Origin of the sequence: Pseudomonas sp. MM227 (assembly GCF_947090715.1) — a bacterium.
Taxonomy (GTDB): Bacteria; Pseudomonadota; Gammaproteobacteria; order Pseudomonadales; family Pseudomonadaceae; genus Aquipseudomonas; species Aquipseudomonas baltica.
In genome coordinates, this window is sequence record NZ_OX352319.1 from 3,156,509 (window position 1) to 3,183,183 (window position 26,675).

Sequence of the window (26,675 nt, forward strand, 5' to 3'; positions counted from 1 at the left end):
TTTTATCCAGCACATCATGAATACTGATATCAGAAACCTGGACCTGAACCTGCTCAAGGCCCTCGATGCGCTGCTAGATGAGCGCAGCGTCACCCGTGCAGCCGAAAGGCTGGCACTGACCCAACCCGCCGTCAGTGGCATGCTCAACAGGCTGCGGGAAAGCTTCAACGATCCGCTTTTCGTGCGCGCCCAGCGTGGCATCGTGCCGACAGTGCGAGCCGAGCAATTGGCGGCACCGGTCAAGCAACTGCTGGCTGATGTCGAAGCCTTGCTACAGCCTCAGGGGTTCGATCCGCTCAATGCCAGCCTGACCCTTCGTCTGGCGTCGACTGACTATGCGTTGCGCACAGTCGTCGTGCCGTTCTTGCGTGCGCTGAGGGAACGGGCTCCGAACATCCGGGTTGCGGTTCAGCCCGTTGATGATCAGCAGCTTGCCTCCCAGATGGATCACGGTGATATCGATCTGGCGTTGGTCACACCCGCCACAACACCCGCAGGGCTACACGCTGCCCCGTTGCTCCATGAGCAATACGTCTGCGTCATGAGAACTGACCACCCCGACGCGCTGAACGGCACGATCTCACTGGATCGTTTTTGCGCCGTGGATCACGTATTGGTTTCGCCCTCCGGTGGAGGATTTCGAGGCGTGACAGACGTTGCCCTCGAACGCATTGGCCGGACACGTCGAGTCATCTCATCGGTGACCAGCTTCTTGATTCTCCCGGAACTGCTGATGCAGAGCGACCTGATTGCCGTGGTCCCCCGCCGCCTGGTGCTGCATCAAAATGGCCTGTGCCTGATGAAACCCCCGGTCGAGATTCCCGGCTTCAGCAAGACGCTGGTCTGGCATGAAAGGACCCACCGCCATGCGGGACATCAGTGGATACGTTCACTTCTGCTCGAAACGATCGAGTTGCTTGACTGACAAGGGCATGAAAAAACGAAAGCCTGGCGCATGTCTGTTTGCTTGGACACCATCGCGGCCCTGAGCTCATCTAGGCAGTTGCGTAGATTTTTGAAGGGTGCCCGACTAGGCGGACACCCTCTCTGGCTGACTAGGCACTTGGGCTTATCGATATTTCGGGTGCGTGGCTGACTGGGAAGTTTACCGAACGGGCAATGAAGCACTTTTCATGAGCTACTTTGTGAAGCGTCTGAGCTTTTGCGATCTCAGACCCCGATTCCAGTACCACTTTCGGCCTCAGAATAACTGAGGTGAACTGACCGGCGCCGTTGCTCTCCTCGAGCATTGTTCCTTGAGCGTTGTCCTCGTAGGCCAACACAACGATACCGGCCTCGGCGCAAAGCCCAAGGTACCAAAGCTTGTGGCACGCAGATAAGGATGCCAAGAGCAATTCCTCGGGATTCCAGCGCGTGGGGTCTCCTCGAAAACTGGGATCGGACGACCCCTCAATGGGTGTTTTGCCGTTGGCTGCGATTACGTGCGCCCGGCTGTAACCCCGATAAGATGACGTTCCGGTCCCGTTGTTGCCGGCCCAAGTTACCTGGACTTCATACTCGTGCGTTTTATCTACCATTGATCCCTCCTGGGAACGTTTTCGAAAAGTCCGTCAAAGAACGGGCTCATTGAGTAAGCACCCATCGATGAGGTAGCGAGTCAGCGCAACCCAACGTTTGAGGTCGCCCGGCTATAGGCGATCTGTGGCACGTCGAGAAATGTCAGTGGGCAGAGGTTGGCACGAAACAGGGGCAGATTCGCCGCGAGCCGTGAGGTGCGCTTGTTGATATAGGCAAAGGGCTGCAGATAGGGCAAGTGCACCATCACGAAAAAGGATTGCTCGAACGGATCGGCAATCTGATTGGCCTTGCTCAGCACTTCGTCCAGTAACGGCTCGATGAGCCCGGGCGCAGACAGCGGCCGGTACACGCTTTTGCTGATATCTACCGCATGCTGACGAATCCGCCCTTCATCGGCTGGGTTGGGCAGCAGGTTTTCTGCCAGTGGCGCAATTGTGGCGCGATTTCGAGAATCGCGCCAATTTTTGGCGCGATTTATGGCGCAATCTGCAGAATCGCGCCAACCGTATTTGACATTGAAGGAAACAAACGCTGGCAACGTGTCCAGCAGCAATTTCCTTCAATACAGCCCCTCCCATGATCTCTACCGTCAGTGCTCCCTCACCCGTATTGAAGGTGCCTGATGAGTATCGTCGTTTCCATGGCCGTTTTTGCACTGGCCTCTTCCATAAGCCCCGGCCCGGTCAACCTGGTCTCTTTGAGTTGCGGTGCCCACCACGGACTGCGGGCCGCCCTGCCCCACGTCACGGGGGCGACTCTGGGGTTCATCCTGCTGCTTTTGCTCATGGGCCTGGGACTGCACGAGATGCTGAACCGCTGGCCATGGTTGACGCAGCTGATTCGCATGGCCGGCGTGATATTCCTGCTGTACCTGACCTACAGACTGGCAAGCAGTGACGGGCGATTGGACACGGCGCACGTGCAGACCCGACCTTCCGCCTTCACCGGCGCGCTGATGCAATGGCTCAATCCGAAAGCGTGGCTCGCGTGCCTTGCAGGCATGGGCGCCTTCGTTGCCGATGGCGATGTGCGAATGGTGTGGATGTTCGCACTGATCTATCTGGTGGTCTGCTGGCTATCACTGGCCAGTTGGGCCTGGGCCGGTGCCTCGTTGCGCGACTATTTGAGCAACACTGCCAGACTGCGCGGGTTCAATCGCGTCATGGCCGCGCTGCTCGGGGGCTGCGCCGTGTATCTATTGCTTGAGTAGGCACACCGCGATAGTGCCCTGGCGTCGTAGCCAAGGCGCGCTTGAACAGCCGCTGCAAGTGCGCTTGATCCGCAAAGCCAACGCGCGCCGCGACCTGGGCGATGTCTTCCCCCTGGCGCAGGCCATCGCGGGCCAGCTTGAGGCGGCAATCAATCAAGTACCCATGAGGCGTAAGCCCATGGCACGCTTTGAAAGCGCGGATCAGATAGGAAGGTGAAAGCTGTACGGCCGACGCTATATCCTCCAGACGCAACGCATCAGCGCAATGCTCACGAATGAATTTCGCTGCCTGGGCCATTTTGTGCGGTTCACTTTTGGCGTCATCGCTGACCGGCTGCAACCGCTTGACCAATAGCTGGAAGAACCCCAGCGTTGCACCCTGCATGATATTTGGCGGGCAGTCGCTGGCCGTGAGCGTGCGGTACAGATTGTCCAGCTCGTCAAACAGACTGACGTCGGCGCTATAGGTCTGCGCAAAAGGCACGAAGCCCTTGTGCGTGCCAGGACTTTGCTGCTGTTGCAGATCCGCGAGCCACTGGGCATCCACGTAGAACATGCGGTACGCCCAAGGCTGTTCGTGCACGGGATTGCACGCATGCACCACGCCGGGGTTCATGAGCACCACACTGCCGGCACTGATCAGGCGGCTACTGTCGCCGTTCAGGTAAGTGCTCTGCCCCTGCATGATCGCGCCAATGGAAAACGTCGAATGTGAGTGGCGCGCATGGCTGAACCTGCGACCGTCCTCGACGTTGCGGATTTCCAGGTGTGCGAGCGCAGGATGACGCCAGTAGTGAGACATAGGTCCTTCCATCCCGTGGGGCTGGCATGCAGAAAGGGGCAGCGTTGCCGTTGAGCACGATTGAGCTTGATCCTGAGCTTATACCGAGGGTCCGCGCTCGGCCAACTGCTGTCGTGAGCGCAATGAATGAGTAGCGATGCTAAGCCGGCGCACTCATTGCTGCGGCGTTACAAGCACGCCCTTGGCGCTACCCTAAAAGAGATCAACAAGTGGGTACTGGAAAAACCAGCCACCAATATGTTACGGTATAACATATTACTATTCACCTGAGGCGATGACTATGAAACCTGGAATCCACCCTGACTACCGCACGGTCCTGTTCCACGACACGGCTGCCGACGTCTTTTTCCTCATCGGTTCGACCGTGGAAACGGATCGAACCCAGACCCATACGGACGGTAACGTGTACCCGTATGTCGCCCTCGATGTCTCGAGTGCTTCACACCCTGTCTACACCGGCCAGGTCCGCAAGACTCAGGCGGAAGGCCGTATTGCCGGGTTCAACAAGCGTTTTGCCGGGTTCGCGTCCAACAACAAGTGACCCTTCATGGAACAGTGTCGCTGGAGCCAGTGCGCCCCGCTGGCTTTTGTCCTGGCGACACGCCCACTCGGCTGCACGTCATATATCGTGTTGCCAAGCCCTTTATCGCGACGGTATGCAGTTAGACTGTGCACACATTTCAGGTATGGATCCCGAGCCGTGAACGTGATTCTGATCAGCATTGTGTGCATCATCTTCTGGACCACTGTGTCATGGCTCTCAGGCACTGCGGAGCCGTGGGACGCAGCGGGTTACTGGACCACTGTCTATCCAGCGGCGCTGGTGCTGTCAGCCGTTCTAGGGGCAATGTTTCTACGCCTCAGCCTGATAGCAGGCGCGATAGTCATGTTCGCCCAACTCCCGGTGGTCGTAGTGTCTGCCGGCGTTTCGCCCTTGCTGGCTGTGGGGGTCATCTATGTCGCTCTCCTTTCCATTCCTGCAATGATGATCTCTTGGGGGTCCGGAAAACTGCGGCGTTTTTGCAGCGGTTGAGTAGCGGCAGGCTGCTGGCCCCTCTGCTCGGAATTGATCCTTACAGTATCGGGTGATGAGGCATCGGAGATGCTTCGATGGCCAATATCCTCGATAAGGAGATGCGAGATGAAGGATCAGGACAACCATGCGCTAGTGAGCACGTTGATATTCCCCATTGCTCCCATCGTAGTGATTTTCGCGCTTTCGGTTCTCTGCGCAGATATGTGGCACGCAGCCCATTACCCGCCAGGCGAAGATGGCGGTGAAGTTGAGCCTGCCATGGCGCTTATTCTGATACCGCTGCTGCTGACGATTTTCGCCATGGTCCTTGCAGGAATGACAGCACTCAATCGCTGGGTCGCCCGACGGTTCGCTCCGGGCGTCTGGTGGCGCCTCGCAATGGCCATTCCGCGAATGCTGCTGGCGGGTCTTTCACTGCTGCTTTTTCTCGTCTCCGCTGGTTTCTTCATGGGCGACGTAACGGCCATAGGACACTGGCAGGTAGTTTGCGCCTGGATTGCCTGCCTCATCGTAGTAGCGACGTTCGTTGTTCAGCAGTATCGCCGCCTGACTGAATGAAAATCGGACGTAGGCACCGCCGACGACTTAGTGGCGGCGGGTGGTTCTTCGATCTGGAACAGTCGAGGCGAAAGCCTCTGCAGTGCTGGTACAGATCAGGAAGCATTGATTGCGTATGACATGGAGACTGGCGAAGCGGGTATTTTTAGCCTGGTGTAAAACCCCACACTTGATGTCGCGACAAAGGCCATTGCGGATTACCTGCGCGCAAGCACGGCCATACCAATGCACAGAAAAATTCTGTAGACGACCGGTCGGTATGTGTTTACCATACCGCCCATCATGAAAAAACCAGCTCAAGACATGCGGCAGCACATCATCGATGTGGCTCGTTCGCTGATGACCAACAAAGGCTATACGGCCGTTGGCTTGGCCGAAGTGCTGAGCACGGCGGGTGTGCCCAAAGGGTCGTTCTATTACTACTTCAAGTCGAAGGAAGAATTCGGCCAGGCTTTGCTGGAAGAATATTTCTCCGAGTACCTGGGCCGCGTGGACGCGCTCATGGCAAAGCCTGGAAGCGGCGCCGAACGCTTGCTGGCCTATTTCAACTACTGGACTGAAACCCAAGGCACTGACCTGCCCGAGGGCAAATGCCTGGTGGTCAAGTTAGGCGCAGAGGTCTGCGATTTGTCTGAAGACATGCGCGCTGTGCTCGAAGTCGGTACGGCGAAGATCATTCAGCGCATCACAGCATGCGTGGACATGGGCGTAGCCGACGGCAGCATTCATCCAGAAGGTGACCCTGCAGCCTTTGCTGAATCACTCTACCAGCTATGGTTGGGCGCCTCCCTGCTGGTCAAGGTGAACAGATCCACGGCGTCCTTTTCCAAAGCTTTGATCATGACCAAGCGCTTGCTGCACTAGTACGCGCTTTTTATTTACCCAATTTAGTAGACGACCGGTCCACTACAAAGGCTTAGAACATGAAAGACATCAGCAGCACCACTGACCTGTTTTCTCCCGTACGCATGGGTGCCATCGAACTGGCTAACCGCATTGTCATGGCCCCCGTCACCCGTAGTCGTTACGGCGAAGCAGGTATCCCCACTGAGTTGCACGCCACTTATTACGCTCAGCGGGCCACCGCTGGATTGATCGTGGCTGAGGCGACCAACATCTCGGCTCAAGGCCGCGGCTACGCGGCGACCCCTGGCATCTGGAGCGAGGAGCAGGTAGCGGGATGGAAAAAGGTCACCGATGCGGTGCACGCTGCAGGCGGCAAGATCGTCAGTCAGCTCTGGCATGTAGGGCGCTTTTCAAGCGTCGACCTGCAACCCAATGGCGAGGCGCCGGTAGCGCCTTCCGCTATTCAGGCAGAGGGTAATACCTACACAGCCGATGGGTTTGTACCTGTGTCCATGCCGCGTGCGCTCGAAACCGACGAGATTCCCGGCATCATCGAGCAGTACCAACACGCGGCCAAGAATGCCAAGCGAGCGGGTTTCGACGGGGTAGAAGTGCATTCGGCCAACAGCTACCTGCTGGACCAATTCCTCCGTGATTCCACCAACCAGCGTACAGACCAGTACGGCGGATCCATCGAGAACCGCGCGCGTCTGACCCTTGAAGTGACCCGAGCGATCGTCGATGTCTGGGGCAATGACCGCGTAGGCATTCGCCTGTCACCGGTGACACCGGATGCGGGAAACACGCCACCGGACAGCAATGTCATGGGCCTTCACGGCTACCTTATCCAACAGCTCAACGCGCTGGATCTGGCCTACCTGCATTTTGTCGAAGGGGCCACGGCCACCTCCCGAGAAGTGCCGGAAGGTATCGACATGGACGCATTGAGTGCCCAGTTCAATGGTCGGTTCATTGGCAACAACAACTACGACCTGGAGATGGCGGTCGAGCGGCGCGCAGCGGGCAAGATCGACGCTGTGGCATTCGGCCGCCTGTTCATTTCCAACCCAGACCTCGTCGCGCGCCTGCGCCACGGTGCCGAGCTGACCATCGCGCCTCGTGAGTCGTACTACGGCGGTGGCGCCGAAGGCTACACCGACTGGCCATTGGGTAATTACTAAGACCAGCACTTACCTACTCCCCTGCCCGGTTCATCTGGCACTCCCCAACGGTTAGTACGCGCCACCTACGCGGGAACACCGCCACAAAGGAACACGACATGAATTACCTGGACAAGAAAACCGCCATCGTCACTGGCGCCTCTTCTGGCATTGGAGCCGCCACGGCTAGAGCGCTGGCGGCCCATGGCGCCAACGTCGTCGCTGCGGCCCACGAAGAAGCGGGCCTCGTCGTTCTGGTCAGCGAGCTACGTGCCGCCGGTTATGAAGCGGTGAGCTACGTAACGGACGTTACCTGCCCAGAGCAAACACTGGCGATGGCCCAGTTCGCCAAGGACACCTACGGCTCAGTGGATATCTTGGTGAACAACGCAGGCCTGACGCTGTTTTCCAACTGGGTCGACCTCGCCACCCGCGATTGGAACGCCATGATCGATGTGAATATCAAGGGCTACCTGAACGCCATCGCGGCCGTTCTCCCATTCATGATCCAGCAGAAGTCCGGCCAGATCTTGAACATGGACTCAGTGGCAGGGCATCAGGTCGGCCCAGCGGCCGGTGTCTACAGCGCTACCAAATTCTTCGTTCAGGCTATGACTGAATCCATGCGCAAGGAGTTGGGTGTGCACCACGGCGTCCGCGTCAACACCGTGAGTCCAGGCGTGATCAATACCGGCTGGGCCGACAAAGTGACCGATCCTGAAGGTCGCAAAGCCGCCAAGGCGCTGAATGAAATCGCTATCGCACCCGAGGACATCAGTCGCGCGGTGATCTACGCACTCAATCAACCAGCCAACGTAACTGTGAACGATCTGATCATCTCGCCGACGCGTCAGGACTGGTGATCCGATTATGCACGTCGATGTAACCCCGTGATCCGTCGAATCCAACTTCAGGAGAAACACCCCATGAGCAACAACATCAAAGCCGTGCCAACCAGCGATTACAACGCTGTCATCGAAACCGCCAGCAACTATGTCGAAGGCTTGCGTGCAGGCAACGTTGCCATCATCGCGGAAGCGTTTCATGAAGACGCCGTGATGTACGGCTTCACTAACGGGAAACTGTTGGGCGGGCCGATCAGCAACCTGTATACGTTCGTCGAAACCAACGGCACGGCGCCAGACATCAGCACTCGTCTGGACGTGCTTGCTATCACTCCGACCACCGCTGTGGTGCGCGTCGATATGGAAAAAGACGCTATCGGCGCTGACTACAACGACTACCTGACGCTGATCAAAATCGACGGTGCGTGGAAAGTCATTGCCAAGGTTTACCACCAATTCGAAGGCTGACTGCGCAGGCCTGTGCCGGTGCAAGCCGCACCGGCACTTCCCCACAACAGGAGCAACCCATGTCCAGAATTTTTGTCATTGGCGCCGCCGGTAAAGTCGGCAAACGCCTTGTTAGTCTTCTTGTCAGTAACGGTCACGACGTAGCCCCACTGCATCGGCAGCGCGTCGATTGATTTGGCTGCAAGCACGCTCAGCCAACGATAATTTTTAAAGATATGGCTTTGAAGGCTTTTGGAGTTTGATGTATGGCAACAGTTGAATACAGCGCCGTTATCGCAACCACTGCAGAACACGCCTGGAAAGTGCTAAGAAACTTTGGGGAAATAGCCCAATGGCACCCGGCAATCAATGAAAGCAGCCTCGAAGATGGGCAATCAGAAAGCACGATTGGCTCAGTCAGACGGCTTGATCTGGCAGACGGCGGCGTTCTTCGCGAACGCCTTCTGGTACTGGATGATCCCCAGATGCGCTTAACATACAAATTCGAAGAATCACCTCTACCGCTCGACAACTATCGAGCAGACGTCAGGGTGATCAAGGTCAGTGGAGAGCTTCAGTGTGTCATTGAATGGCGTGCGAGCTTCGACGTCCGCGGTGCAGAAATGACTGCCCACTTTGAAGCGCTGATCACCCGGCTGGTCGTGGATGGCCATGACAGACTGGCGCTGTACCTCGCTCAGTCACCGCCGTGTAACAACGCGCACTGAAGCCAGCCGGTTTGAAGGACTACTGATGCCCCATCACAGGCCAGCCTATGATCTAAAGCGGCGGACGCTCAAGGGCGACCCAGGCCTGCACGCTAGGACGCTGCCATTGACGTTGCGCATACTCCACCAACGCTGAAGGCACAGCATCGCCATTGAGTATCAGCCGGTTGAGCATGAGCGCCAGATCGACATCCACTATCGACCATTGACCGAAATGATTTTCTGCGCCGTCTTTGAGCAGCGCTTGCGCTGTATAGAACAACTGGTCCGCTGACTCACGAGCCGTCGGCGACAAAGGGCCATATTGCTGACCATAGAACACCCCAGCGGTGGAGCGCTCCTGCCTGATGGGCAGCAGATCGCTGCGAATCCAGGCCTGAACCTGTCGCGCCTTCGCCAGCAGCCGAACGTCTTTTGGATAAATCGGCACTTCGGGGTAGGCGCTGTCCAGATACTCCGTGATCGCTGAAGATTCCGACAAGGCAAAATCTCCATCCACCAGCGTGGGGACCCTCTGGGTTTGCGAGAGAACAGCGTAGGCATCTGCCTGGTGTTCAAGTTTCTGCAGGTCGACTGCGCTCATCGCAAAATCGATGCCCTTCTCGCGCAATGCAACAAACACCGACAGGGCATAGGGGCTGGTGAACTGCGAATCGACGTACAAGTGCAAACGGCTCATGAACTGATCTCCTTATGCAGAAGACCCCACGCTACGAGATTAAGCAGAGCGAGGGAAATCAATGATTTTCATGGGGGTATTCTTGGCAGGAATGGGCGGTGTTGGGGTGTTGGTCTGGATAGGCTAGGGTCTGGGTCGATAGTACCCAGCCCACGCGTTTATCGGCTCAGGCGAGTACCGGCTCGGTGCGGACCATGGCAGTCTCGAGGTACGAATCAAGCGGCCCAGTGGCTACGCGATTCCAGACCAGGCGTTTAAAGGTTGGCACAAGTGACAGCTTGTTTGATATCATAGCCTCGTCAGCACAGACCGGAACCTTCGCTTGAAGGGGTGTTGATTTCGGAGCGAAAGCTCTCCCAGCCAGTGTGCGGGATAAGGCGCAAGCCGAAAGAACAGGCCGATATTAAGACACGCAAAAAGCCCCTGTGCGCAAGCACAGGGGCTTTTTGCTTCCTGTCACACCGACTTTCCTTTATTGCGCATCTCCAGTACGTAGCGCGTGTTGAATGCTTTCCCTTTGGGCAGCGAGTGGCGACCCCAGGTATCAACCTCATAAGCGCTGATGACGTGCATTCGCAGTAGATTCGTCGTTTCGGCGGGCTTGGTGATGGAAAAGAAAATCGCGTAATCATGTAGATCCAGACAAAAGTACCTCTGGCCACTGTTCTTGCTGTTATGCGGCAATACCATTCCGGTATAGAAGCGGCGCTCTATGTAGTCACGCAGCTGGGTGCTGCAGTGGTACCGCGAAGGGCAGAAATATCTATGTTCATGCTTGTGCCGCAGCGGCTCACCGTTGCCTTTATCGTCCGTGAAGCAATGAAAGCCGAATTCGAAACGGACGGTCAGCTGGTTACCAGCCACCTCGAAGGTCATCTCGAACGGCTGCAAATGCGCCATACTCTTGGTAACACCGTTGATGACCAGATGATTCCATTGCATGTTCAGTAGCAGTCCAAGCGCCCTGTGAAGCGGGCATTGTATCGTTGCTGAGACAGATTGCATTCCGCGTCCAGGTAGACCTTTCCAACATACCGAGATGAGCCATCACTTGATGCCAGAATATCCCTGCGGTTGGCATGCCGTGTGGCTGCTTTGGCTGCATTGCGAGACTTGTGTTTGGCGCGATCAACAGAATGAATCGCGCCAATCTCCTTCCAAGTCACTCACCGCGAATCAACAACGCATCTACCAATGCCTTCGCCCCCTCGATGCAATGCACCGTGGCGCCAACCAGTCCTGGATCCACCACCCGGGCATCGCACATTTCAGATGCCGAAGCATGGGCGCATGTCAGCAGATGGGACAATTGCGTCAAGGCATCTTCCAAGGCAACACCCGAGTTGACGCTGAATATCGGCTGCCGGTCCGAGCCATGGCGGCCGAACGGCAAGACGTTGGTTTCCGTGATTTCGATCATGGCCAATCTCCTTATCTACGATGAACACGCCAACAGGCTTAACTACAGGCAGGCACCTATGGAAGCGGGCCCTGCCCACAGGCGGGCATCTGTGAGAGCGGGCTCTGCCCGCGAATGCCGCGCCGCGGTCTATGTCCGCCAGAACTGCCAAAAGCGCCGCGGCGGCTGACTCTCGCACTGCGCATTTCTCCGTGCCTGCTCCATCAACGCACGCTGACGCTGGAAACGCTCGGCCAGCACACGACCATCGGTTTCAGCAAAGTCTGTCGGGAAATGAAACAACGGGTGATCGGAAGGAAGATCGACAACGGGTGGATCGGGGGTCGGCTTGACCATGATGCAACTCCTGACGGCTCGATTGAACCGCCACCTTCCGCTGCGAAACGGAAAAGGGTGGCAGCTGTACGCGGGTTCGCAGACCGGACCGTCAGGCACCCGGCGCACCCGAAGGTGCCCCACGCACAGCCGCCATAGATCGACACTGTAGGCGAAAAAAAACGCCGACAATGGATATGGAGGCGCTGCGCGCCTGACGAATTGTTCGAGCTGCGAAACCCGGTCGCTGAATTGGCAGCGACGGGCGAGAGGTTGGCGGAGGTGGTGGGGGAAGGCAAGGTTGGGGGGGAAGGCGTTGCTGGTCCCAGGCGATGGTTGAACGACCGCTTTCGGCCAGAAGCGGACATCCAGAAGCTCCTGAAAAAAACAAAGCCGATCTAATCTGTTTCCGCTAAAGTCTGCAAAATAAGGAAAGCGCCCCCTAGGGGCACGAATGATAGAGTTGATCTCGCATGGATGCAGGCAAGAGGAAAGAGCAGTTCAATATTGCTTATGTGCACGCAATGGCAGCCCAAGCAGGGCTTAACCCAAGTCAGCCAATGGTTGACGACGACAGCATCGATATCCAGCTTTCGGGTAAGGGATTTACCGGCCTGCTCCGGAACCCCATGGTTCAGCTGCAGCTGAAATGCACCTCTCAGGATTTGGTTTCGGGAAACGTTATCAAATTCCCTCTGTCTCGCAAAAACTTCGATGATCTTCGAGGCAACAACGTGATTTGTCCGCGTTACCTCGTTGTGCTATTGGTCCCAGAAGATGATGGGTTGTGGGTCGAACATCATGCCTCGCACATGACTCTGCACAACACCTGTTATTGGTTTTCACTCAGGGATTATCCAAGCACCAGTAATAACTCGTCGGTAACCGTTGAGATTCCGCTTACACAGCGGCTAACTACCACCAGCTTGCGACACCTGTTAACGCTGGCCAGTAATGGGGAAAGCGTATGAGACGGGATGAACTCGCGAAGCATATTAACGACATGACTCCAGCAAAATTAGAGACATACATGCTGTCCCATGGTTGGTTTCGCGATGGCGACTTCAAGGGGCTCGCGTCAATATGGCATAGATCCGGCACTGATCAGTCCGATGCGGAAATTCTGCTGCCGAGTTCAGCTTCTGCTAAAGACTTCGCAGACCGCATGGTGGATGTAGTAATTGCTATATCGCAATTTGAAGATCGATCATTTCTAACCGTATCGAAAGAAGTCATGGGGCACTTAGCGGACCTAGTACGTATACGTGTATTCCACAACGACGTTGATGCGGGGACTATTCCGATAAATGACGGTGTGCTTCTTAACATACGCGCACGTGATCTGATGGCTTCTGCGGTAATGTCTGCAGCTTCGAAGCGACGGCACTTTATGGGGAAGCGATCGCCAGAGGTGAAGGAATATATCAATTCGCTCCGATTGGGGCAGACCGAGGTTGGTAGTTATATCGTAAATATAATCGCTCCAGCTGGGCCTAGTCAGAGCCATCAGAGATCTTTTGAAGATGTTCCATTGTCCAATATAGTCACTGCGAATTTGGCATCTGGTCTTGAAGCGCTTACCTTTGCGATTGATGAGTTCTCCTCAGTTGGAGACCTCACTGTGTTTGATGCTGCAGTTGCCAGCGGGGCAAGCTCCAATATGTGCGATGCACTTGTAGGACTCAGTGGTGCAGAAAAGAAGCGAGGTTTTGAGATTTCAATCACGCCATCGCACCGCCCTGAAGTGGTTTCGCATATTAAATCATTTAGATTTGATGTTGAGAGTGTCGTCAAAATTGCGGACGCTTCAGCCTATTACAAAGACAATTATGTCCTACCGGCGCGAACTGTTATAGGTTCAATCACACGATTAGATAGGCCGTTGAATGATGAGGCGGGCACCATCACAATTGCTACGATGATTGGCGAACTTGAAAAACATGTATCTATTCAGCTTGGGCCTGATGAATACATGGACGCCGTAAATGCGCACAAGCAGAAAGCAGCGATTCAATGCACTGGAGATCTTCATGTTTCAGCTCGAAGCTCGAAGCTACTAAATCCATCAGGCTTTCGGGTACTATCGAACGGTGAGTTCCCCTTCTGAGTAAGTCAAGCCGATGGTCGGTTAAAGGGTTCGTAACGAGGTAGTCTCGGTGACGATCGCTGTGAAATGCTCTGTCGCTTTCACACCCGGTGTGAGCTTGAGGGCTATGTAGGATGGATAGTGCTTTCTTTACCATCAGCATCAGCATCAGCATCAGCATCAGCGCAGGTGCAGGTGAATCCGCTTTTGATTTCACTGGCAGAACGGATATGTAAGATAGAAGCTCGAGAACGCACAGGGATGGATAAAATGGAGCCAATGTTAATGTTAATGTTGATTTTAACGCAGTCGCAGTTATCAACCCAAAGCAGCCTTTCACTGGGAGGACAATTATGCTGATCTTTTTGTAGCCCTCGACAAAGGTTCTGAGCCTGAACGCCTCGGTATACGGGACTCGTTCATGCGCAATAGCTCATAAGGCAAATTTTGATAGGGCACGTTTGCGCGGGTCAAGCTTCGAGAAGGTTAAGATGATCGGTGATCGTGGCCAAATGCTATTTTCTTCCGATAGCAGTAAGCTCAATACTCTGCAGGTACGCTCAAGGTGGTTAGAACGAGGATATGTCACAAATTCAAGCGATAAGAGTTGATGATCGACTGATCGAGTTGCTACCTCCAGGTGTCGATCGTCTTGGTAGATTGTTTGAGGTTGATAGCGTCAATTTATTATTGGGGACCAATGGCTCGGGAAAGACGCGGATGTTGTTGTCCCTCGCGAATGCCATTGGCTCCTCTCAAGATGACTCTGTCCAATTCTATTTTCAAGGCACTCCTAACGGAAATTACCAGCCACGAGCCCCGCACAATAAAAACTTTTGTGCGATCTACTACTCAGCCCTGCCGTACAGGCGGAAGTTTGTCCGGAAGCCCGGGGTTATAAATGCATCTCCTAGCATTAAACCTTATACTGATAGCCGAAGAATTGAGCAGCTGGGTGAAGTAGCCCAAGTTTTAAAAGTAGATACTAGGTTAATCGGTATTTTTGGGTATTCAAGAACTGTTTTTCGAGCAGTTCTCATCCCGGTTCTAAAGAGCTTTAGAGAGATATTGTCATCAGAATTGGAGCGCACCATTTTTGATCTCAATAGCTTAGTGAACAAGCTTGATTCTGCAGAGTCGGATGACTACAAGATTTTAGATGGCAAGCGAGAATTGATATTAAAGCGGCTTGAGGAGCTTTTGGAGCACGAGATAGACGTACGGATTGGAGAGACTAATCGTTGTTTATTTTTGTCGGCATTAGAGTATATGTATTCGAAAGACAAGCACTATGACGAAAAGTCAGCGGCGCTTGCGTTTTTGGTTCATGTGAGTCTCGTTATTGCCCCTTCGGAGATATCATCATTTAGAAAGTTAGAAAGTATAGTAGACGGTACGAAGGTTGTGCTGGCCAATTATGCCTATAAGAAGGACTTTGACTGGAGTCAAAGGACTCACAGATTTCAAATTGACGGTATTAGCCAATCGGAGATGGTTCGGCGGCATGAAACTCCTATAAAAATAGAGTGGTCAAATTTGAGTTCAGGGTTGCAGGCCTTAGTAGAGCAGTTTTCATTAATCGATGACGCGATAGGCAAGGCTGCTGCACAAGGGCGTTTTTCTATCTTGTTATTGATTGATGAAGGTGACGCCTATTTGCATTTGGATTGGCAGCGTAGGTATTTTCAATGCTGAATAAATTTCTTGGTGGCCTCAAGCGAAAACACAATCTGCATAGTTTGCAATTGATTATGGCGACGCACTCTCCTTTGCTAGCCGCGGATATTCCAGGTGAGCTAGTTACTAGCCTCGACTCAAGCTGCGCAATAAATTCATTTGCTGCACCTTTGGAGGAAGTCATTGCTGGGGCTTTTGGTTCTAACTCTCTAGGAGAGTTTGCCGCTGGTAAAATTAATGAGATTTATAAAAGGGCGAAAGCTGGGAATGCTACTGGCGAGGATCGTAATGTAGTTGAAGTTATTGGGGATGTGGCTATTAAATCAGCTTTAAGACGGAGTTTTCAAAAGTGATCATAAATATCTCTGATGTGTGGGATGACGCCGTAGCCCATCATTCAATATTTCTCAATGTTGAAATTGATAAAGGATTGCTAGCGTTAAGCGATTCATTTTTAGATGTCGCTATTTGTGACTTTGTCCAAGCAAATAGAAGAGTAATAGTGGGCGGAACTCCGCTAGAGTTAACTGTGTGCATTGCAGATTATGAAAGTCGCTTTGGTGGTGGGTTTCTACGTGAATGTGCTTCAGAGAAGCTCAAAGATATTTTTGATTTTTCTGAGTTCTCAAAAAGGTCCCAAAGACCTTGGACTGCGTATCATCTTTGTCTCCATGCAAAATACAAGGTTTGTTGTTATTGTCATATGGTAAGCACTGGAACTTGCCTCCCTGATGAGGGCTTAAAGGGATACAGGCCACCGATTGATCACTACTATACGAAGTCGGATTATCCCTTTCTAGCGTTGACCCTCTCAAATTTTATACCATGTTGTGAGAAATGTAACGGCAGCCAGATGAAGCACGCGGTTGATTTTGCAAAAAACATTCATTTAAATCCATTTACTGATGAAGAGTCTATCGAGTTTGAGCTTCGGCCTATAGTAGTTTCTGAGGAGAAAGTTGCTGAAGCTCTTGCGTTAGCACTACCTTCGACGAGTTACCGGTTGAATGTCGAGGCTACAAAAAATCATGCTGCATCTAGTGCGTCAATCAAGACGTTTCAGTTAAAGAGCCGTTACGAAGATTATTCCACCCAAGCATTTTATCTCGCAAGAAAAATGAAAGGCTACACCGCGCGCCAAGCTATGCTTGATGCGGCATTAGATTTTCCGCTTACGCTCAATGATCATCTAGAGTTTGAACTGGATGCCTACAAAAACTTTCCTTACGGAAAAGCAAGGGTGTGTATTGCAAAACAATATGGTGCAATGCCAGAGTGACCAAACTTGTGCGCTTTCAATGATACGTATTTTCTAAACTGGCTTTCATAGTAGTGAAGCCTAAATCGTTTTCCGGGTTTTCAGTCAGTCATTAGGGTTCTGAAAATTATGTCTGCTGTCTACCAATAGGTAGCCAGCAGGTTTCGCGGCGCGGTTGTCACTCAAAAGTGCTTGCGGACTTCTGCGGTTGTTGAGATGACTCCAAGAACGATTTACGTCCGATGATTTGTCACGCTGTTCTTTCAGCTTAGGTCGCCCTTCAATAACAAGTAAAAAGCGTTCCGTAATATTTTTCCATCCGGGCCAGTAATTACGGTCCCGAAACTGATTCTCATCCCAAAAGACGTCCCATCAGCAACTTCTCTCCCCATGTTTAATCAAGTACTGAGTTTAGAAATTTTTATATCGACCTCTTGAAACTCCACTCCGCCTTGCCTGTAATCAAACGCCGCTCCCAGTTCAATCCCAAGGGTGAGCTGTATTTCACGCACAAGATTCCTGCTGTGCTCTATAACTTCTTTAACCTGCTCAGCAGAAGACAGGGACCATTCACCACCACCTCCACTTAATATCTTTTCAAGATACTCATAAAGAGGCTCGAAAAACCGTTCATTTTCACGCGCGGTATGCTTGCAGTAGTTGTATAGCTCATAGAATGCACGCAGCCTGTTATCACTTTCTGAATAGAAGGTAATGCTCGCTTGATCTTCTTCTAGTACCACATTGTATAGATGCTCGCGCAGTCTCTCCATAGAGGATATTTGGCGAGTCACCGTGTAATACAAATTCTCTCTCCCCGAAAACTCAAGTAGAGTAATCATTAATTCTTCGGAGCGAGCCAAATCAGAACTGATATTAAATAGATTTAAGCCGGTTTTTTTATTTCCCCTATAACTTATATGCCCTTCGTACACTCGAACATCACCTTCACGTTCCGCTTGCAACCAGCTAATTCCCAATTGTTCATTCAACCTTAGAAAAGCCCAACCAAATTCCTTGGCATGTTCAAGGTCTTTACACCTGACAAGAGTAATTCCGGTGTCCAGCACATTCTGAAGACTATCGATGAGTGCTTCGCAGTATGACCCGCCGTTATAATTCATTTCAAATGCGCTATTCCTCGGGAAAAAATAGCGATAAAGTTGGCCGCGATCTCTAAAAATGAAAACGCTGCCAAATTTTCTTTCCAAATCTTCTAAAGTCTCTTTGAATAGAGATCTATGCTTGACGTATTGCTCAAACTGCATAGCAGCCATCTGTTTAGCTACGACCTTGTCAGCATCTTTTTTTTGCCATATCAAAAGCAAGAAAGTTGCTGTGGTTGAAGCTGCAGCAAGAAGCGTAAACGAACCTGACATTACTGACCCAAAAGCGGACCAATCCTGAGGGTCAGCAGAAACACCACCCAATTTTAGGTAATAGGTAACAAGCACAGTCAGAGGAACTAAAGTCCCCAAAGCCAGAAAAAAAACCAACAGAGCTAATAACACCTTTCCGAGAATACTGCCCGCGAAATCTTTCATCGTTTGATAATCCCTTAAAACACTCTACTGGGTTAATTAGTTCTCGATATTACTACATGTTCACCGGAAAAATTAGAGCGTCTCCGATCAAGTCAGCACAGGACGTCGGACCTGTGCTGAAATACCTCTAACATCAAACTGTCCCCCAGCAAGCTCTAAACCCCATGAGGAGAATGAGCTTTTCAAATTTCTAGTACGCCGGTAAGCGCAAGCAAACCCGCTGCGAGCGATTTTTGTCCGAGATGGAACAGGTGGTGTCGTGGAGCGGTTTGGTGGCATTCATCGAGCCGTATCATCCAAAATCGCATCGCGGCCGAAAGCCGTATTCACTGGAAGCCATGGTTCGTACTGAGGGGTCAGTCAACTTCCCTGACTTACTGAGCGAAATGATTTCAGTTCGAGAGGTGCATTCCTATCATGACGCAGCTATGGCCAGTCCGGTAGCCCAGCGGTAATCATTTCAGCATGCGCAGCGTGGCCTGATAATCGCCGCCGCGGCTTGCCTTTTTACTAGGCCCACAAGGCTGTCAATTTAGACGACGTGCTGGCGATAGCTCGGGGCAGCAAGTCAGTCAAGGAAAGAGCTTAAACTCACTGTCTGGATAACGATACCAGCAGATGATCCAGGATTACGCCGCGACGCCATGGAAGCTGCTGATCGTGGTCTGGAGGTCTTCAAGGACCTGGGCGGCAAAGTGGTAGATGGGCTAGTGTCGGAAGTAGAAGGGTTGAAGATCACGCTGCCTTGGTTGATCTATGTTAAAGACAGCAACGGTCATCATTTTCACTGGCTTCGTGCTCAAGGATTGGGGCACGCGCTCAGCGAGTTTAGGCCTTTGATGAGATCCATTAATGGGCAGCGTGTGGCCAACGGTACGGTGCATTCTTTGACCACCGGGACTCAGAGCTCAGAAGCCTGTTCGAAAATGCTTGAGCGAACTGCGGTCTACCAAGCGGTTACGGGCTTCTTCGCCGGAGATCGGCAGCCGAAAAAGGGCTGGGCATGAGGTCGATGTGCTTATCTCAGTATTTGCAGCAACCGACCGTAGTAATAGCATTCCTCGGCGGGAATGCTCACCCTTCAGGTCTCTTTGGATCTCATATGCCCATGAGCTTTACCGACTTCGGCCTGGACTATGGTAGCCCGGACTTCACCAACTATGCCCTACCGGAACATACGGGAGTCGCCCAAACTGCGTAGACCTGATCGTTGTGTGCCCAAGTCCATCCAGCAGCGACCAGAACTTTAGCGTCTTCAATACTAATGAGGTTCTTGGCCCGCATAGGCAACAACTCATTGCAGTCCGTCGGCTGTTCTCTAGCGTAGAGACCGTAGCCGTTCAGTGGATTTCAGGACATTGCTTATCTTCGGTTGGCAGTCAAGGGCACTTCTTACCTTTCCCGCCGTTCAGCTTACTCGCCTTGCCAGCCGCAGCTAGGGATGAAGTTGCCTTGGATAGTGTCTTGAACTCTTCGAGCACCTCGTCGCACCACAGGGAGAACGAACCAGCGTACGGCAGAACTGTCAGCCCTCGTATTTCCCCTACATGGGGAAATACACCATTAACCTTCTTCACCTGCGCTGACTCAGAACTTAGGTCGATGTAGAAAAGTAACTTTTGGCTTCCGTCAGCTCGATCTTCGGCAAACTGACGAATAATGAGACGAAGTAGAGCATCTTCGTCCGGCAGGCTGTAACCCACGACAACCAGCACCGTTGTCTCTTGCAGAAGGCGAATTATTTTTGGGAATAGCGCGCGAAAATAGGCCTGCGTATAGTCCTGCTCCCTAGAGGCTAGCATCAATTGCGGTGGATTCGCGCGAAGTGCCGCGTCGTCTTTGGGCTCGCGGTAGTCAAAGTCGAAACCGCCGTCTGACTTGAAGACCTCGAAGCCTCCATTAATCTTGAGCAGGTTTCCGACAAGCCCATTATCAAAGACAGTGGTGTCCGGCTCTCTACCACAGTATCTGAAAGGGGTTAGTCCGCGATAAGTATAGAGCCGATAGCTGTCGTCCGGAGCAAGTGCGTTGTCTAGGATCGCCTCGACAACAAAGTCGTAGTTGGTCGTGACGTAATTTGCTCGCAAGCCCTCAGGTATGCCCTGCGAACCATCGTTTGAACGCTCGAGAATTTGAAAGAAGGAGAGAATCTTCTGTTGGGCCTTTGTTGGGGAGTTCGGAAGTTTTAGCTTCTCGTCTTCTTCAAAATAAATTGGTGCAGATCGTTCAAATTTCTTGCGGACTAAATACCGTAGATGCTTTTCCACCATATCCAGGTTCTGATCGTCGATGTATCGCGGCCGCATCTCTGGGTACTTCTTCATCATTCCGATTTGGTACACGATATCCTTGAACATGGATGCGTCAATGTCCAACCCTAAAGTCTGATAATTACAAAGTCTAAGGAACTCTTCTAGCGGTCCACCAAGAGTCGACCACTCCGAGTGAGCGAATGAAAATAAATCATTTCCGCCGGGGAACTTACTGTCCCACGACTTGGAAAATCCAGCTCCCAGGAAAAAAGTTACGTTTGTGAGCCGCATGTTCCTACCGTAAACCGGCTGGGCATCCTTCAGCAGCCCCGCGAATATTTTTGCAGACTCCATTCTCTTCATCTCCTCCAATAGGCTCGCGATCATAACCGATCAATGCACTTCGCTATGACCGATCTTGGACGTTCTCTACCGGTCCCGACCGGCTGCTTCTGGCCGAAAGCAGCCCTTTCCGCACGGAGTCATCGACCGCCAGTGATTTACACCATTCGCAGCCTTGCTCCAAACGACAGCTGATACCCTCCAGAGATCTCTCACCTCAAACATCTGCCGCACGCCGTAAGAACAGCACTCTCGAAGCAAACACCTACCCCATGCGGATAAGGCTATCAACTGGATCGACATCTTCGAAGCTCTGAAAGCGGGACCGACGGCTGTTATCGAACGCATTCCAGAGACGCTCCACCAAACGCCCGACAGGGGATCTGGATGTTGCTGATCGACGACCTACTGACCATCACGCACAACCCGCCCCACGCCACCCTCCTTGAACCCCGGCACCAGCAAAACATCATTCAAGACACAGCAATCCGACCAGCCCCCATCAACGGACACACCTGCAAGGCTCGCTCGGCCAATAGGTTGCGCAGAGCATGCATTTGTCCGATGCGCTCGTCCAACAAAGCAATTTTCTCTGCAAATAACTGAGCCAGCAGATCGGTGGAAGCTTCTTCGCCAGTCCATAGCAACGGCAGATTTTCGCCGATCTCCCTCAACGAAAATCCCAACTGCTGCGCCAGCTTGATATACCCAACCAGTTGCAGCGTCTGCTCGGCATAAAACCGATAGCCGTTGGCAGCACGACCCGGCTTGATCAAGCCTTTCTCTTCGTAGAACCTCAGGGTATCGACAGACACGCCCGCCTTCGCTGCCACTTCTCCGATCTTCACCCGTCAATTCTCCCTTTGACTCTGGACCTAACTCCAGGCTTTAGCCTGCGAGCTCCAACTGTGAGGGGTGAATATGATCAGCGTAAATAGAAATCTACAGATCGTTCGGGCCAGTGCTGTTTACGATCTTGTGGTCACTGCAGGCTTCATGACGCCTTGGACGGCATTGCTGGTTTTTGAAGGATTCGCAGCGCTGTCCGCTGCGCTGGCATTGGACCGAACGGTCCCCACGCTGGACATTACCGCGATGCTATTCGCCAATTTGCTGGGCAGCATCGTGGTGGTCTGGTCGATATGGCGGCTGGTGCAACCCAGCCGCAGCATTGGTTTGTATGACGCACTGGCGAGAGTGCTGTTCGCTGCCTGGCAGCTGTTTGCAGTAGCTCACGGCGCCAGTTTTCTGATTCTGGGCTTCACGGTTTTCGAAGTGGCCTTTGCCATCGCGCAACTGCTGCCGACAGACAATCTACGAGCGGTTCAAACGCAGGCACGCCCTGATGGTTCTGGTCTCGGTGCGCGGTAGACGAAAGTCTCGCTATGGCGTCAGCCGCAACAGCTTCGCATCGACTCCATCGGTCAGCACATAGATCGACCCATCGGGAGCTACCTTGACGTCGCGCATGCGCTCGTCCAGTTCGCCCAGCAGCAGTTGCTGATCGACGATCTGCTGGCCGTTACGCACAACGCGGCGCACGGCACGCTCCTTGAGTGCCGGGACCAGCAAATCGCCTTGCCATTGGGGAAACAGCGAGCCGTCATAGATGGCCAAGCCAGCGGGTGCAATCGACGGTGTCCACTCCAGGATTGCATCCTGGTAGCCAGGCAACCGGGTGAATGGCGTGATTTTCGCAAACGGGTAGTCGATACCGCCCGTGACGATGGGCCAGCCGTAGTTGGCGCCCGGCACGATGTGGTTGACCTCGTCGCCGCCGCGCGCGCCATGCTCGGTGATCAGCAAATCGCCTGTGGTGGGATCGACGGCGATGCCCTGCACATTGCGGTGGCCAAGGCTGTAGATTTCCGGGGCGACGCTAGCTTGGCCGATGAAAGGGTTATCCGCCGGCGGGCGGCCCTCGCGGTCGATTCTGACCAGGGTGCCCAGATCGTTCGCAGGATTCTGCGCTTCTTCTCGCCGCTCGCTGCCGTCGCCGAGCGCGAGCACCAGGGTCTGGTCGCCAAGAAAGGCAATGCGCCCGCCGTTGTTGCCGGCGCGAGGTTTGAGCGTGGAGCTGAACAGCACGCGTACGTCGTTGAGCCGATCATTCGCCAACGTGGCACGCACAAGGCGCGTGCCGTTCGCACCGGCTTCGCCATAGGCCATGGTCAGGTAAAGCCAACCGTTGTGTTCGAACTGCGGATCCAGCGCGACCTCCATCAATCCCGCAGTGCCGCCCTGCTGGAAGAGGGGCGGCAGCCCGTCGAGCTTGATCTGCGCAGACGCGCCATCGGCAGCGATGGCCAGGAGCCGCCCTTGCATCTCTGTGACCAGGACGCGGCCGTCTGGAAGAAACGCCACCGACCATGGGCGGTTCAGGCCCGTCGCAACCGTCTGGACCTTGTAGCTGGCGGAATCTACCCTCGTTGGCGTATCGCCGGTGCCAGGGGCCATGGCGAAAAACAACATGGCGGACGCAGCGATGAGAGCCACCACCACACTCGCCTGACGCCACTGCCCTGCTCGGCTCGACGAATGAGCAGTCATGACCGAAGCCGCGCTCAGACGCGCATAAAGCCACCCACCGACGATCCCCGTCAGCGACATCAGCACATGGCCAACCGCCGTGCGGGTGCCCGGCAATGCGGGCATCGGAATCACCGAGCGCATCAGCCAGAAGACGAAACCCAACGCACCCACGCTGGCCGTGATGAAAACGAGCCTGCGCCAGGAAGGTGGGATGAAACGCAGGACCCAATGGCCTGCCAACACCGCGAAAGAGAGCGTCAAAAAGGCTATGCCGGCCATGACCGGAGCGAACCGCGCAAGGTCTTCGAGCGTGGTCCAGAGTCGAACCGACAAGGTCACCGGTGCACCGAGGCGAATCAGTTCGGCAAGGTTGAGCTGAGTCTGCACGATACTGGCAATGGCACCCGTCGCCAGCGCGGCGACGAGCAGTGCCCTTATGTAGTGGATCGCGGCCTTCATTCGATGCCTTCTCTGCCTGGCTTTCAATGCTTGGAGATTAACCGCAAACACTGCACGCCAGCACTCAAAAACCAGCCTACCCGCGGCCCTTCGCCCGATCGGCCTGAGTCCGCCCGTCATACCCCCAGTCGGTTGCCGGATGCTCCTTTACAACGATGTAGGTCGCCGGGTGAAGGTCGGGCAGGGTCCGTCGGAGCAACGACATGGCACTTGCGATAAACGCGGTTTTTTCCTCTTTTGAGTTCGTCCCGGCGGTCACGCTGACCTCAAGATGCGCCGCCGCCGGCTGTTCATCAGCGCCGACGGTCCAGCGATGTGCCCCCGGCACTTCGATCAGCACCGAAGTGAGGTCCCGGCGTTTGCCCAGCTCGTTGGCGATCAGGTCAGTCAATTCGGTGCACAACTGGCGGCCCTGGTCGAGAGACGGCTCGTGCGACAGCGTAAGTCTGGCAAAAGGCATTTTCGTTCTCCTGGCGATGATGGAGATCGAAGTCTATTTGAGAAAAACAAAACTATACTCGAGACTTTCCACACCCCAGGTTTGAGTTTTCCTCATGATTGCGGACATTCCTTCCCCGTTGCTTCGCACCTTCGTGGCGGTGGTCGATGGTGGCTCGCTGGCCGCGGCGGCCACGCGCATTGCGCGCAGTGAGTCGGCGCTCAGCCTGCAGATCGCCCGTCTTGAAGGCATCGTGCACCAGCCGCTGTTCGACAGGGATGGCCGGGCCTTGCGGCTCAACACGGCCGGGGGGCTTTTGCTGGGCCATGCGCGCTCGATCCTGGGTCGCATAGACGCCGCACGTGCGGAGCTTGCGCCGGACACCGCGGCGCCGGTTCGACTCGGTGTCGTGCAGGATTTCGTGGCAGGGGTATTGCGCCCCACGCTTGCGGACGTCCTCGTCGCGACCCCTGGTGCTGCTTTTTCAATTGTCGTGGCCAGCACGGCAGAACTGCTGCAGGCCATAGGCGAGGACCGCATCGACGCCGCCTTGTGTGCGGGTGAGCCGTTTGGCGGCAGCGTGGTCACCCGGCTTCCCATGAAGTGGTTCGGCAACCCGGATCTGCTGCTCGGTGACGTGGTACCGCTGGTGGGCATTACCCTGCCCTGCCCGTTTCTGCTGGCCGCGCAGCGGGTGCTGGACGCCGCCGGGCGTCCGTGGCGCATGGTGCTGACCACGCCGAGCCTCGATGGCGTACGTGCGGCGGTCGAAGCAGGACTGGGGATTACCTGCCGCACCGAAGCGGGCTTCTGCCGACCGGCGATGGCGGGCACAGCGCTGCCGCCACTGCCGGAGATCGCCTATTCCATCGTTGAGCGACGTCGGGGCGATGCAGGTAACCGCCTGGCCGTCAGCAGAATGCGGGAGCACCTTGAAGCCGTGGCGCATCACTCGTAAAAAAAGCGAATCGTTGCGCCTAACAAACGTTAGGTAGCCTATTGACGCGCTCTCAAGAGGCGCCTATGGTCTGTCTACCTAACAAGCGTTAGGCCAGACTGCTCAACTCTTAGGACCCACCCATGACTTCCAAACTGCAGCTCTTCACCTCCCCCTCGGCTTTCCCCAACCCGCAGCGCCTGCGGTTGTTCATGCACGAAAAGGGCATTGCCGATCAGTTCGATGAAGTCATCTACGACATGGCGCCGGGTGGGCAGCAGCGCGGTTGGCGCCATCTGAACATGAACCCGTGGGGTGAAACGCCGACCTTGCAGTTGGCCGATGGCAGCTACCTGGCAGAAACGGCGGCCATCGCGCGTTACCTCGACCAGTCCTATCCGGGCCGCAAGATCATGGGCGAAAGCGCGCTGGAACAGGGCCTGGATACCATGTGGGACAACCGCATCTGGGTGCATATCCTCTACCGCATCGTCACCGCGTTCCACGTGCTGCACACCGGCTTGGGCTTCAAGCTTGAACTGACCAAGAACGAAGCGTGGGGTGAGCACTGCCGCAAGGAGGCGCTGATGCATGCCGCCTTGGTCAATCGCCATCTGGCTGACGGCCGTGAATGGCTGCTGGGCGGTGCCGAGCCGACGTTCGCCGACATTACTTTGGCAACCGCCATCGCCTTCTCCAAGTTCCCGGTCAACGCCACTCCACTGGACGAGCGTTTCGAGCATCTGGACAGCTACTGGCAGCGCTGGCAGCAACGGCCAGCCTTCCAGGCGGCCTACGCTGACCGCAGCAGCGGCATACCAGAGCTGGATTCGCCTACCGTGTGATTGGTCGCAACGGGTAGCAATGGCCGAGGCCGCCATCCCCTGGCGGCTTCGGTACGCGTCATGCCGAGCGCTTTTGCTTTAAGATGCCGCGCTTCCCCGAGAACTCGTCCGACGTACGAAAGGCACCCCAATGAGCAGCAACGCCCGCGAGGCCATACTCCTGGCTGCCCGAAACATTTCCCAGTCACAAGGCTACAACGGGCTGAATTTTCGTGACCTGGCCAATGAAGTCGGGATCAAGCCGGCCAGTATCTACTACCACTTTCCGAGCAAGGCCGATCTCGGCGTTGCCGTTGCCCGGCGCTATTGGGAAGACGGTGCGGCTGCGCTGGAAACCATTTCCGAGCAGACCCCCAACCCTGTCGAAGCGCTGCAGCGCTTCCCCGAGATCTTTCGGCGCTCGCTGGAGGCTGACAACCGGCTTTGCCTGGGCAGTTTCGTGGGCGCTGAAACCGATAACCTTCCCCCGGCCATGGCCGAGGAAATCCAGGCTTTCGCGCAGGTGAACATTGCCTGGTTGAGCCGGCTGCTGGTCGAGGCGCAGGTGTGCGAACCGGCTGCAAGCGAGGTACGTGCGCGGGCTATCTTTTCGGCAGTGGCCGGCGCTCAACTGGTTGCCAGAAGCCGCTCAGACATCTCGCTGTTCGATACGCTGATCGAGGCCTATCGGGCTTACGGGCCCCTGCCCCCCCGTCAGTAGCCTTCAGGGCCGGACACCC

The 26,675-nt window shown here is 54.6% G+C and carries 32 protein-coding genes and 2 pseudogenes; 22 read left to right on the forward strand and 12 right to left on the reverse strand.

The annotated features are described in order from the left end of the window. The first annotated feature begins 16 nt into the window (after positions 1 to 16). The gene (locus tag ONG87_RS14215; protein WP_264381478.1) at positions 17 to 925 is read left to right on the forward strand and encodes a LysR family transcriptional regulator; all 909 of its coding nucleotides are present in this window, start codon (positions 17 to 19) and stop codon (positions 923 to 925) included. Positions 926 to 1,055: 130 nt separating this feature from the next. Here ONG87_RS14215 and ONG87_RS14220 read toward each other — a convergent pair whose 3' ends face one another. Together ONG87_RS14220 and ONG87_RS14225 are read right to left on the reverse strand one after the other, a co-directional pair. Then, positions 1,056 to 1,538, reverse strand: a complete 483-nt coding sequence (locus tag ONG87_RS14220; RefSeq protein ID WP_122476198.1) for an OsmC family protein — start codon at positions 1,536 to 1,538, stop codon at positions 1,056 to 1,058. Between the two features lie 80 nt (positions 1,539 to 1,618). Then, the gene (locus ONG87_RS14225; protein ID WP_240998679.1) at positions 1,619 to 2,092 is read right to left on the reverse strand and encodes a Fic family protein; all 474 of its coding nucleotides are present in this window, start codon (positions 2,090 to 2,092) and stop codon (positions 1,619 to 1,621) included. Between the two features lie 69 nt (positions 2,093 to 2,161). Between ONG87_RS14225 and ONG87_RS14230 the strand changes: the two genes are divergently transcribed. Continuing rightward, positions 2,162 to 2,749 carry a LysE family translocator gene (locus tag ONG87_RS14230; RefSeq protein WP_192176013.1) on the forward strand — a complete coding sequence of 196 codons (588 nt, stop codon included), beginning with the start codon at positions 2,162 to 2,164 and terminating at the stop codon, positions 2,747 to 2,749. Here the strand turns inward: ONG87_RS14230 and ONG87_RS14235 are convergent. Beyond that, the gene (locus ONG87_RS14235; protein ID WP_264381479.1) at positions 2,700 to 3,434 is read right to left on the reverse strand and encodes an AraC family transcriptional regulator; all 735 of its coding nucleotides are present in this window, start codon (positions 3,432 to 3,434) and stop codon (positions 2,700 to 2,702) included. The two genes, ONG87_RS14230 and ONG87_RS14235, sit on opposite strands and share 50 nt — an antisense overlap. 397 nt (positions 3,435 to 3,831) lie before the next feature. Here ONG87_RS14235 and ONG87_RS14240 point away from each other — a divergent pair, with 397 nt between their 5' ends. The 9 genes and pseudogenes from ONG87_RS14240 to ONG87_RS14275 all read left to right on the forward strand — a co-directional run bounded on the left by ONG87_RS14240 (position 3,832) and on the right by ONG87_RS14275 (position 9,171). Next, positions 3,832 to 4,092 (forward strand): type B 50S ribosomal protein L31, encoded by a 261-nt coding sequence (locus ONG87_RS14240; protein ID WP_264381480.1) that lies wholly within the window; start codon positions 3,832 to 3,834, stop codon positions 4,090 to 4,092. 159 nt (positions 4,093 to 4,251) lie between these two features. Further along, positions 4,252 to 4,584 (forward strand): hypothetical protein, encoded by a 333-nt coding sequence (locus ONG87_RS14245; protein ID WP_264381481.1) that lies wholly within the window; start codon positions 4,252 to 4,254, stop codon positions 4,582 to 4,584. 108 nt (positions 4,585 to 4,692) lie between these two features. Next, on the forward strand, positions 4,693 to 5,145 hold the full coding sequence (locus tag ONG87_RS14250) for a hypothetical protein (RefSeq protein ID WP_264381482.1): 453 nt from the start codon (positions 4,693 to 4,695) through the stop codon (positions 5,143 to 5,145). Between the two features lie 282 nt (positions 5,146 to 5,427). Further along, a complete protein-coding gene (locus ONG87_RS14255; RefSeq protein WP_192053045.1) occupies positions 5,428 to 6,009 on the forward strand; it encodes a TetR/AcrR family transcriptional regulator in 582 nt (193 codons plus the stop codon). A gap of 59 nt (positions 6,010 to 6,068) precedes the next feature. Then, positions 6,069 to 7,172 carry an alkene reductase gene (locus ONG87_RS14260; RefSeq protein WP_264381483.1) on the forward strand — a complete coding sequence of 368 codons (1,104 nt, stop codon included), beginning with the start codon at positions 6,069 to 6,071 and terminating at the stop codon, positions 7,170 to 7,172. Positions 7,173 to 7,270: 98 nt separating this feature from the next. Continuing rightward, positions 7,271 to 8,014: an SDR family oxidoreductase gene (locus tag ONG87_RS14265; protein WP_264381484.1), complete on the forward strand. Its 744-nt coding sequence runs from the start codon at positions 7,271 to 7,273 to the stop codon at positions 8,012 to 8,014. 63 nt (positions 8,015 to 8,077) lie between these two features. After that, complete coding sequence (locus ONG87_RS14270) at positions 8,078 to 8,464, forward strand: nuclear transport factor 2 family protein (RefSeq protein WP_122713857.1); 387 nt, start codon at positions 8,078 to 8,080, stop codon at positions 8,462 to 8,464. A 59-nt stretch (positions 8,465 to 8,523) separates the two neighbouring features. Then, positions 8,524 to 8,622: pseudogene (locus tag ONG87_RS21140) on the forward strand (NAD-dependent dehydratase); the annotation flags it as partial. Positions 8,623 to 8,709: 87 nt separating this feature from the next. After that, positions 8,710 to 9,171, forward strand: a complete 462-nt coding sequence (locus ONG87_RS14275; RefSeq protein WP_264381485.1) for an SRPBCC family protein — start codon at positions 8,710 to 8,712, stop codon at positions 9,169 to 9,171. A gap of 52 nt (positions 9,172 to 9,223) precedes the next feature. On the opposite strand, the gene yfcF is transcribed toward ONG87_RS14275, so the two are convergent. The 4 genes from yfcF to ONG87_RS14295 all read right to left on the reverse strand — a co-directional run bounded on the left by yfcF (position 9,224) and on the right by ONG87_RS14295 (position 11,606). Further along, a complete protein-coding gene (yfcF, locus tag ONG87_RS14280) occupies positions 9,224 to 9,850 on the reverse strand; it encodes a glutathione transferase (RefSeq protein WP_264381486.1) in 627 nt (208 codons plus the stop codon). A gap of 456 nt (positions 9,851 to 10,306) precedes the next feature. Further along, positions 10,307 to 10,750 (reverse strand): hypothetical protein, encoded by a 444-nt coding sequence (locus ONG87_RS14285; protein ID WP_367400478.1) that lies wholly within the window; start codon positions 10,748 to 10,750, stop codon positions 10,307 to 10,309. Between the two features lie 262 nt (positions 10,751 to 11,012). After that, on the reverse strand, positions 11,013 to 11,270 hold the full coding sequence (locus tag ONG87_RS14290; RefSeq protein WP_264381488.1) for a DUF3077 domain-containing protein: 258 nt from the start codon (positions 11,268 to 11,270) through the stop codon (positions 11,013 to 11,015). A 129-nt stretch (positions 11,271 to 11,399) separates the two neighbouring features. Beyond that, positions 11,400 to 11,606, reverse strand: a complete 207-nt coding sequence (locus ONG87_RS14295) for a hypothetical protein (RefSeq protein WP_192058029.1) — start codon at positions 11,604 to 11,606, stop codon at positions 11,400 to 11,402. A 452-nt stretch (positions 11,607 to 12,058) separates the two neighbouring features. Here ONG87_RS14295 and ONG87_RS14300 point away from each other — a divergent pair, with 452 nt between their 5' ends. The 5 genes from ONG87_RS14300 to ONG87_RS14320 all read left to right on the forward strand — a co-directional run bounded on the left by ONG87_RS14300 (position 12,059) and on the right by ONG87_RS14320 (position 16,627). Beyond that, the gene (locus ONG87_RS14300; protein ID WP_264381489.1) at positions 12,059 to 12,556 is read left to right on the forward strand and encodes a DUF4365 domain-containing protein; all 498 of its coding nucleotides are present in this window, start codon (positions 12,059 to 12,061) and stop codon (positions 12,554 to 12,556) included. Continuing rightward, complete coding sequence (locus ONG87_RS14305; protein ID WP_264381490.1) at positions 12,553 to 13,692, forward strand: hypothetical protein; 1,140 nt, start codon at positions 12,553 to 12,555, stop codon at positions 13,690 to 13,692. The genes ONG87_RS14300 and ONG87_RS14305 overlap by 4 nt, the downstream gene beginning before the upstream one ends. 561 nt (positions 13,693 to 14,253) lie before the next feature. After that, complete coding sequence (locus ONG87_RS14310; RefSeq protein ID WP_264381491.1) at positions 14,254 to 15,366, forward strand: hypothetical protein; 1,113 nt, start codon at positions 14,254 to 14,256, stop codon at positions 15,364 to 15,366. Continuing rightward, the gene (locus ONG87_RS14315) at positions 15,360 to 15,701 is read left to right on the forward strand and encodes a hypothetical protein (protein WP_264381492.1); all 342 of its coding nucleotides are present in this window, start codon (positions 15,360 to 15,362) and stop codon (positions 15,699 to 15,701) included. Before ONG87_RS14310 ends, ONG87_RS14315 begins: the two co-directional genes overlap by 7 nt. Beyond that, on the forward strand, positions 15,698 to 16,627 hold the full coding sequence (locus ONG87_RS14320; RefSeq protein ID WP_264381493.1) for a hypothetical protein: 930 nt from the start codon (positions 15,698 to 15,700) through the stop codon (positions 16,625 to 16,627). Before ONG87_RS14315 ends, ONG87_RS14320 begins: the two co-directional genes overlap by 4 nt. A 377-nt stretch (positions 16,628 to 17,004) precedes the next feature. On the opposite strand, the gene ONG87_RS14325 is transcribed toward ONG87_RS14320, so the two are convergent. Further along, complete coding sequence (locus ONG87_RS14325; protein ID WP_264381494.1) at positions 17,005 to 18,150, reverse strand: hypothetical protein; 1,146 nt, start codon at positions 18,148 to 18,150, stop codon at positions 17,005 to 17,007. 164 nt (positions 18,151 to 18,314) lie between these two features. On the opposite strand from ONG87_RS14325, the pseudogene ONG87_RS14330 reads away from it, so the two are divergent. After that, positions 18,315 to 18,497: pseudogene (locus ONG87_RS14330) on the forward strand (IS5/IS1182 family transposase); the annotation flags it as partial. Positions 18,498 to 18,794: 297 nt separating this feature from the next. After that, on the forward strand, positions 18,795 to 19,157 hold the full coding sequence (locus ONG87_RS14335) for a hypothetical protein (RefSeq protein ID WP_264381495.1): 363 nt from the start codon (positions 18,795 to 18,797) through the stop codon (positions 19,155 to 19,157). Positions 19,158 to 19,529: 372 nt separating this feature from the next. On the opposite strand, the gene ONG87_RS14340 is transcribed toward ONG87_RS14335, so the two are convergent. After that, positions 19,530 to 20,756, reverse strand: a complete 1,227-nt coding sequence (locus ONG87_RS14340; protein ID WP_264381496.1) for an SIR2 family protein — start codon at positions 20,754 to 20,756, stop codon at positions 19,530 to 19,532. A 461-nt stretch (positions 20,757 to 21,217) separates the two neighbouring features. Next, positions 21,218 to 21,592: a MerR family transcriptional regulator gene (locus tag ONG87_RS14345; RefSeq protein ID WP_264381497.1), complete on the reverse strand. Its 375-nt coding sequence runs from the start codon at positions 21,590 to 21,592 to the stop codon at positions 21,218 to 21,220. A gap of 73 nt (positions 21,593 to 21,665) precedes the next feature. Here ONG87_RS14345 and ONG87_RS14350 point away from each other — a divergent pair, with 73 nt between their 5' ends. Then, on the forward strand, positions 21,666 to 22,115 hold the full coding sequence (locus ONG87_RS14350) for a hypothetical protein (RefSeq protein WP_264381498.1): 450 nt from the start codon (positions 21,666 to 21,668) through the stop codon (positions 22,113 to 22,115). A gap of 12 nt (positions 22,116 to 22,127) precedes the next feature. Here ONG87_RS14350 and ONG87_RS14355 read toward each other — a convergent pair whose 3' ends face one another. Continuing rightward, a complete protein-coding gene (locus ONG87_RS14355; RefSeq protein WP_264381499.1) occupies positions 22,128 to 23,855 on the reverse strand; it encodes a PQQ-dependent sugar dehydrogenase in 1,728 nt (575 codons plus the stop codon). After that, positions 23,812 to 24,195 carry a hypothetical protein gene (locus tag ONG87_RS14360; RefSeq protein ID WP_264381500.1) on the reverse strand — a complete coding sequence of 128 codons (384 nt, stop codon included), beginning with the start codon at positions 24,193 to 24,195 and terminating at the stop codon, positions 23,812 to 23,814. Before ONG87_RS14360 ends, ONG87_RS14355 begins: the two co-directional genes overlap by 44 nt. A 94-nt stretch (positions 24,196 to 24,289) precedes the next feature. On the opposite strand from ONG87_RS14360, the gene ONG87_RS14365 reads away from it, so the two are divergent. From ONG87_RS14365 to ONG87_RS14375, 3 genes are all read left to right on the forward strand, one after another. Next, positions 24,290 to 25,132, forward strand: coding sequence for a LysR family transcriptional regulator (locus tag ONG87_RS14365; RefSeq protein ID WP_264381501.1), 843 nt, complete (start codon positions 24,290 to 24,292; stop codon positions 25,130 to 25,132). A gap of 122 nt (positions 25,133 to 25,254) precedes the next feature. After that, on the forward strand, positions 25,255 to 25,956 hold the full coding sequence (locus ONG87_RS14370) for a glutathione S-transferase family protein (RefSeq protein WP_264381502.1): 702 nt from the start codon (positions 25,255 to 25,257) through the stop codon (positions 25,954 to 25,956). A 130-nt stretch (positions 25,957 to 26,086) separates the two neighbouring features. Next, on the forward strand, positions 26,087 to 26,656 hold the full coding sequence (locus ONG87_RS14375; RefSeq protein WP_264381503.1) for a TetR/AcrR family transcriptional regulator: 570 nt from the start codon (positions 26,087 to 26,089) through the stop codon (positions 26,654 to 26,656). Positions 26,657 to 26,675 lie beyond the last annotated feature (19 nt).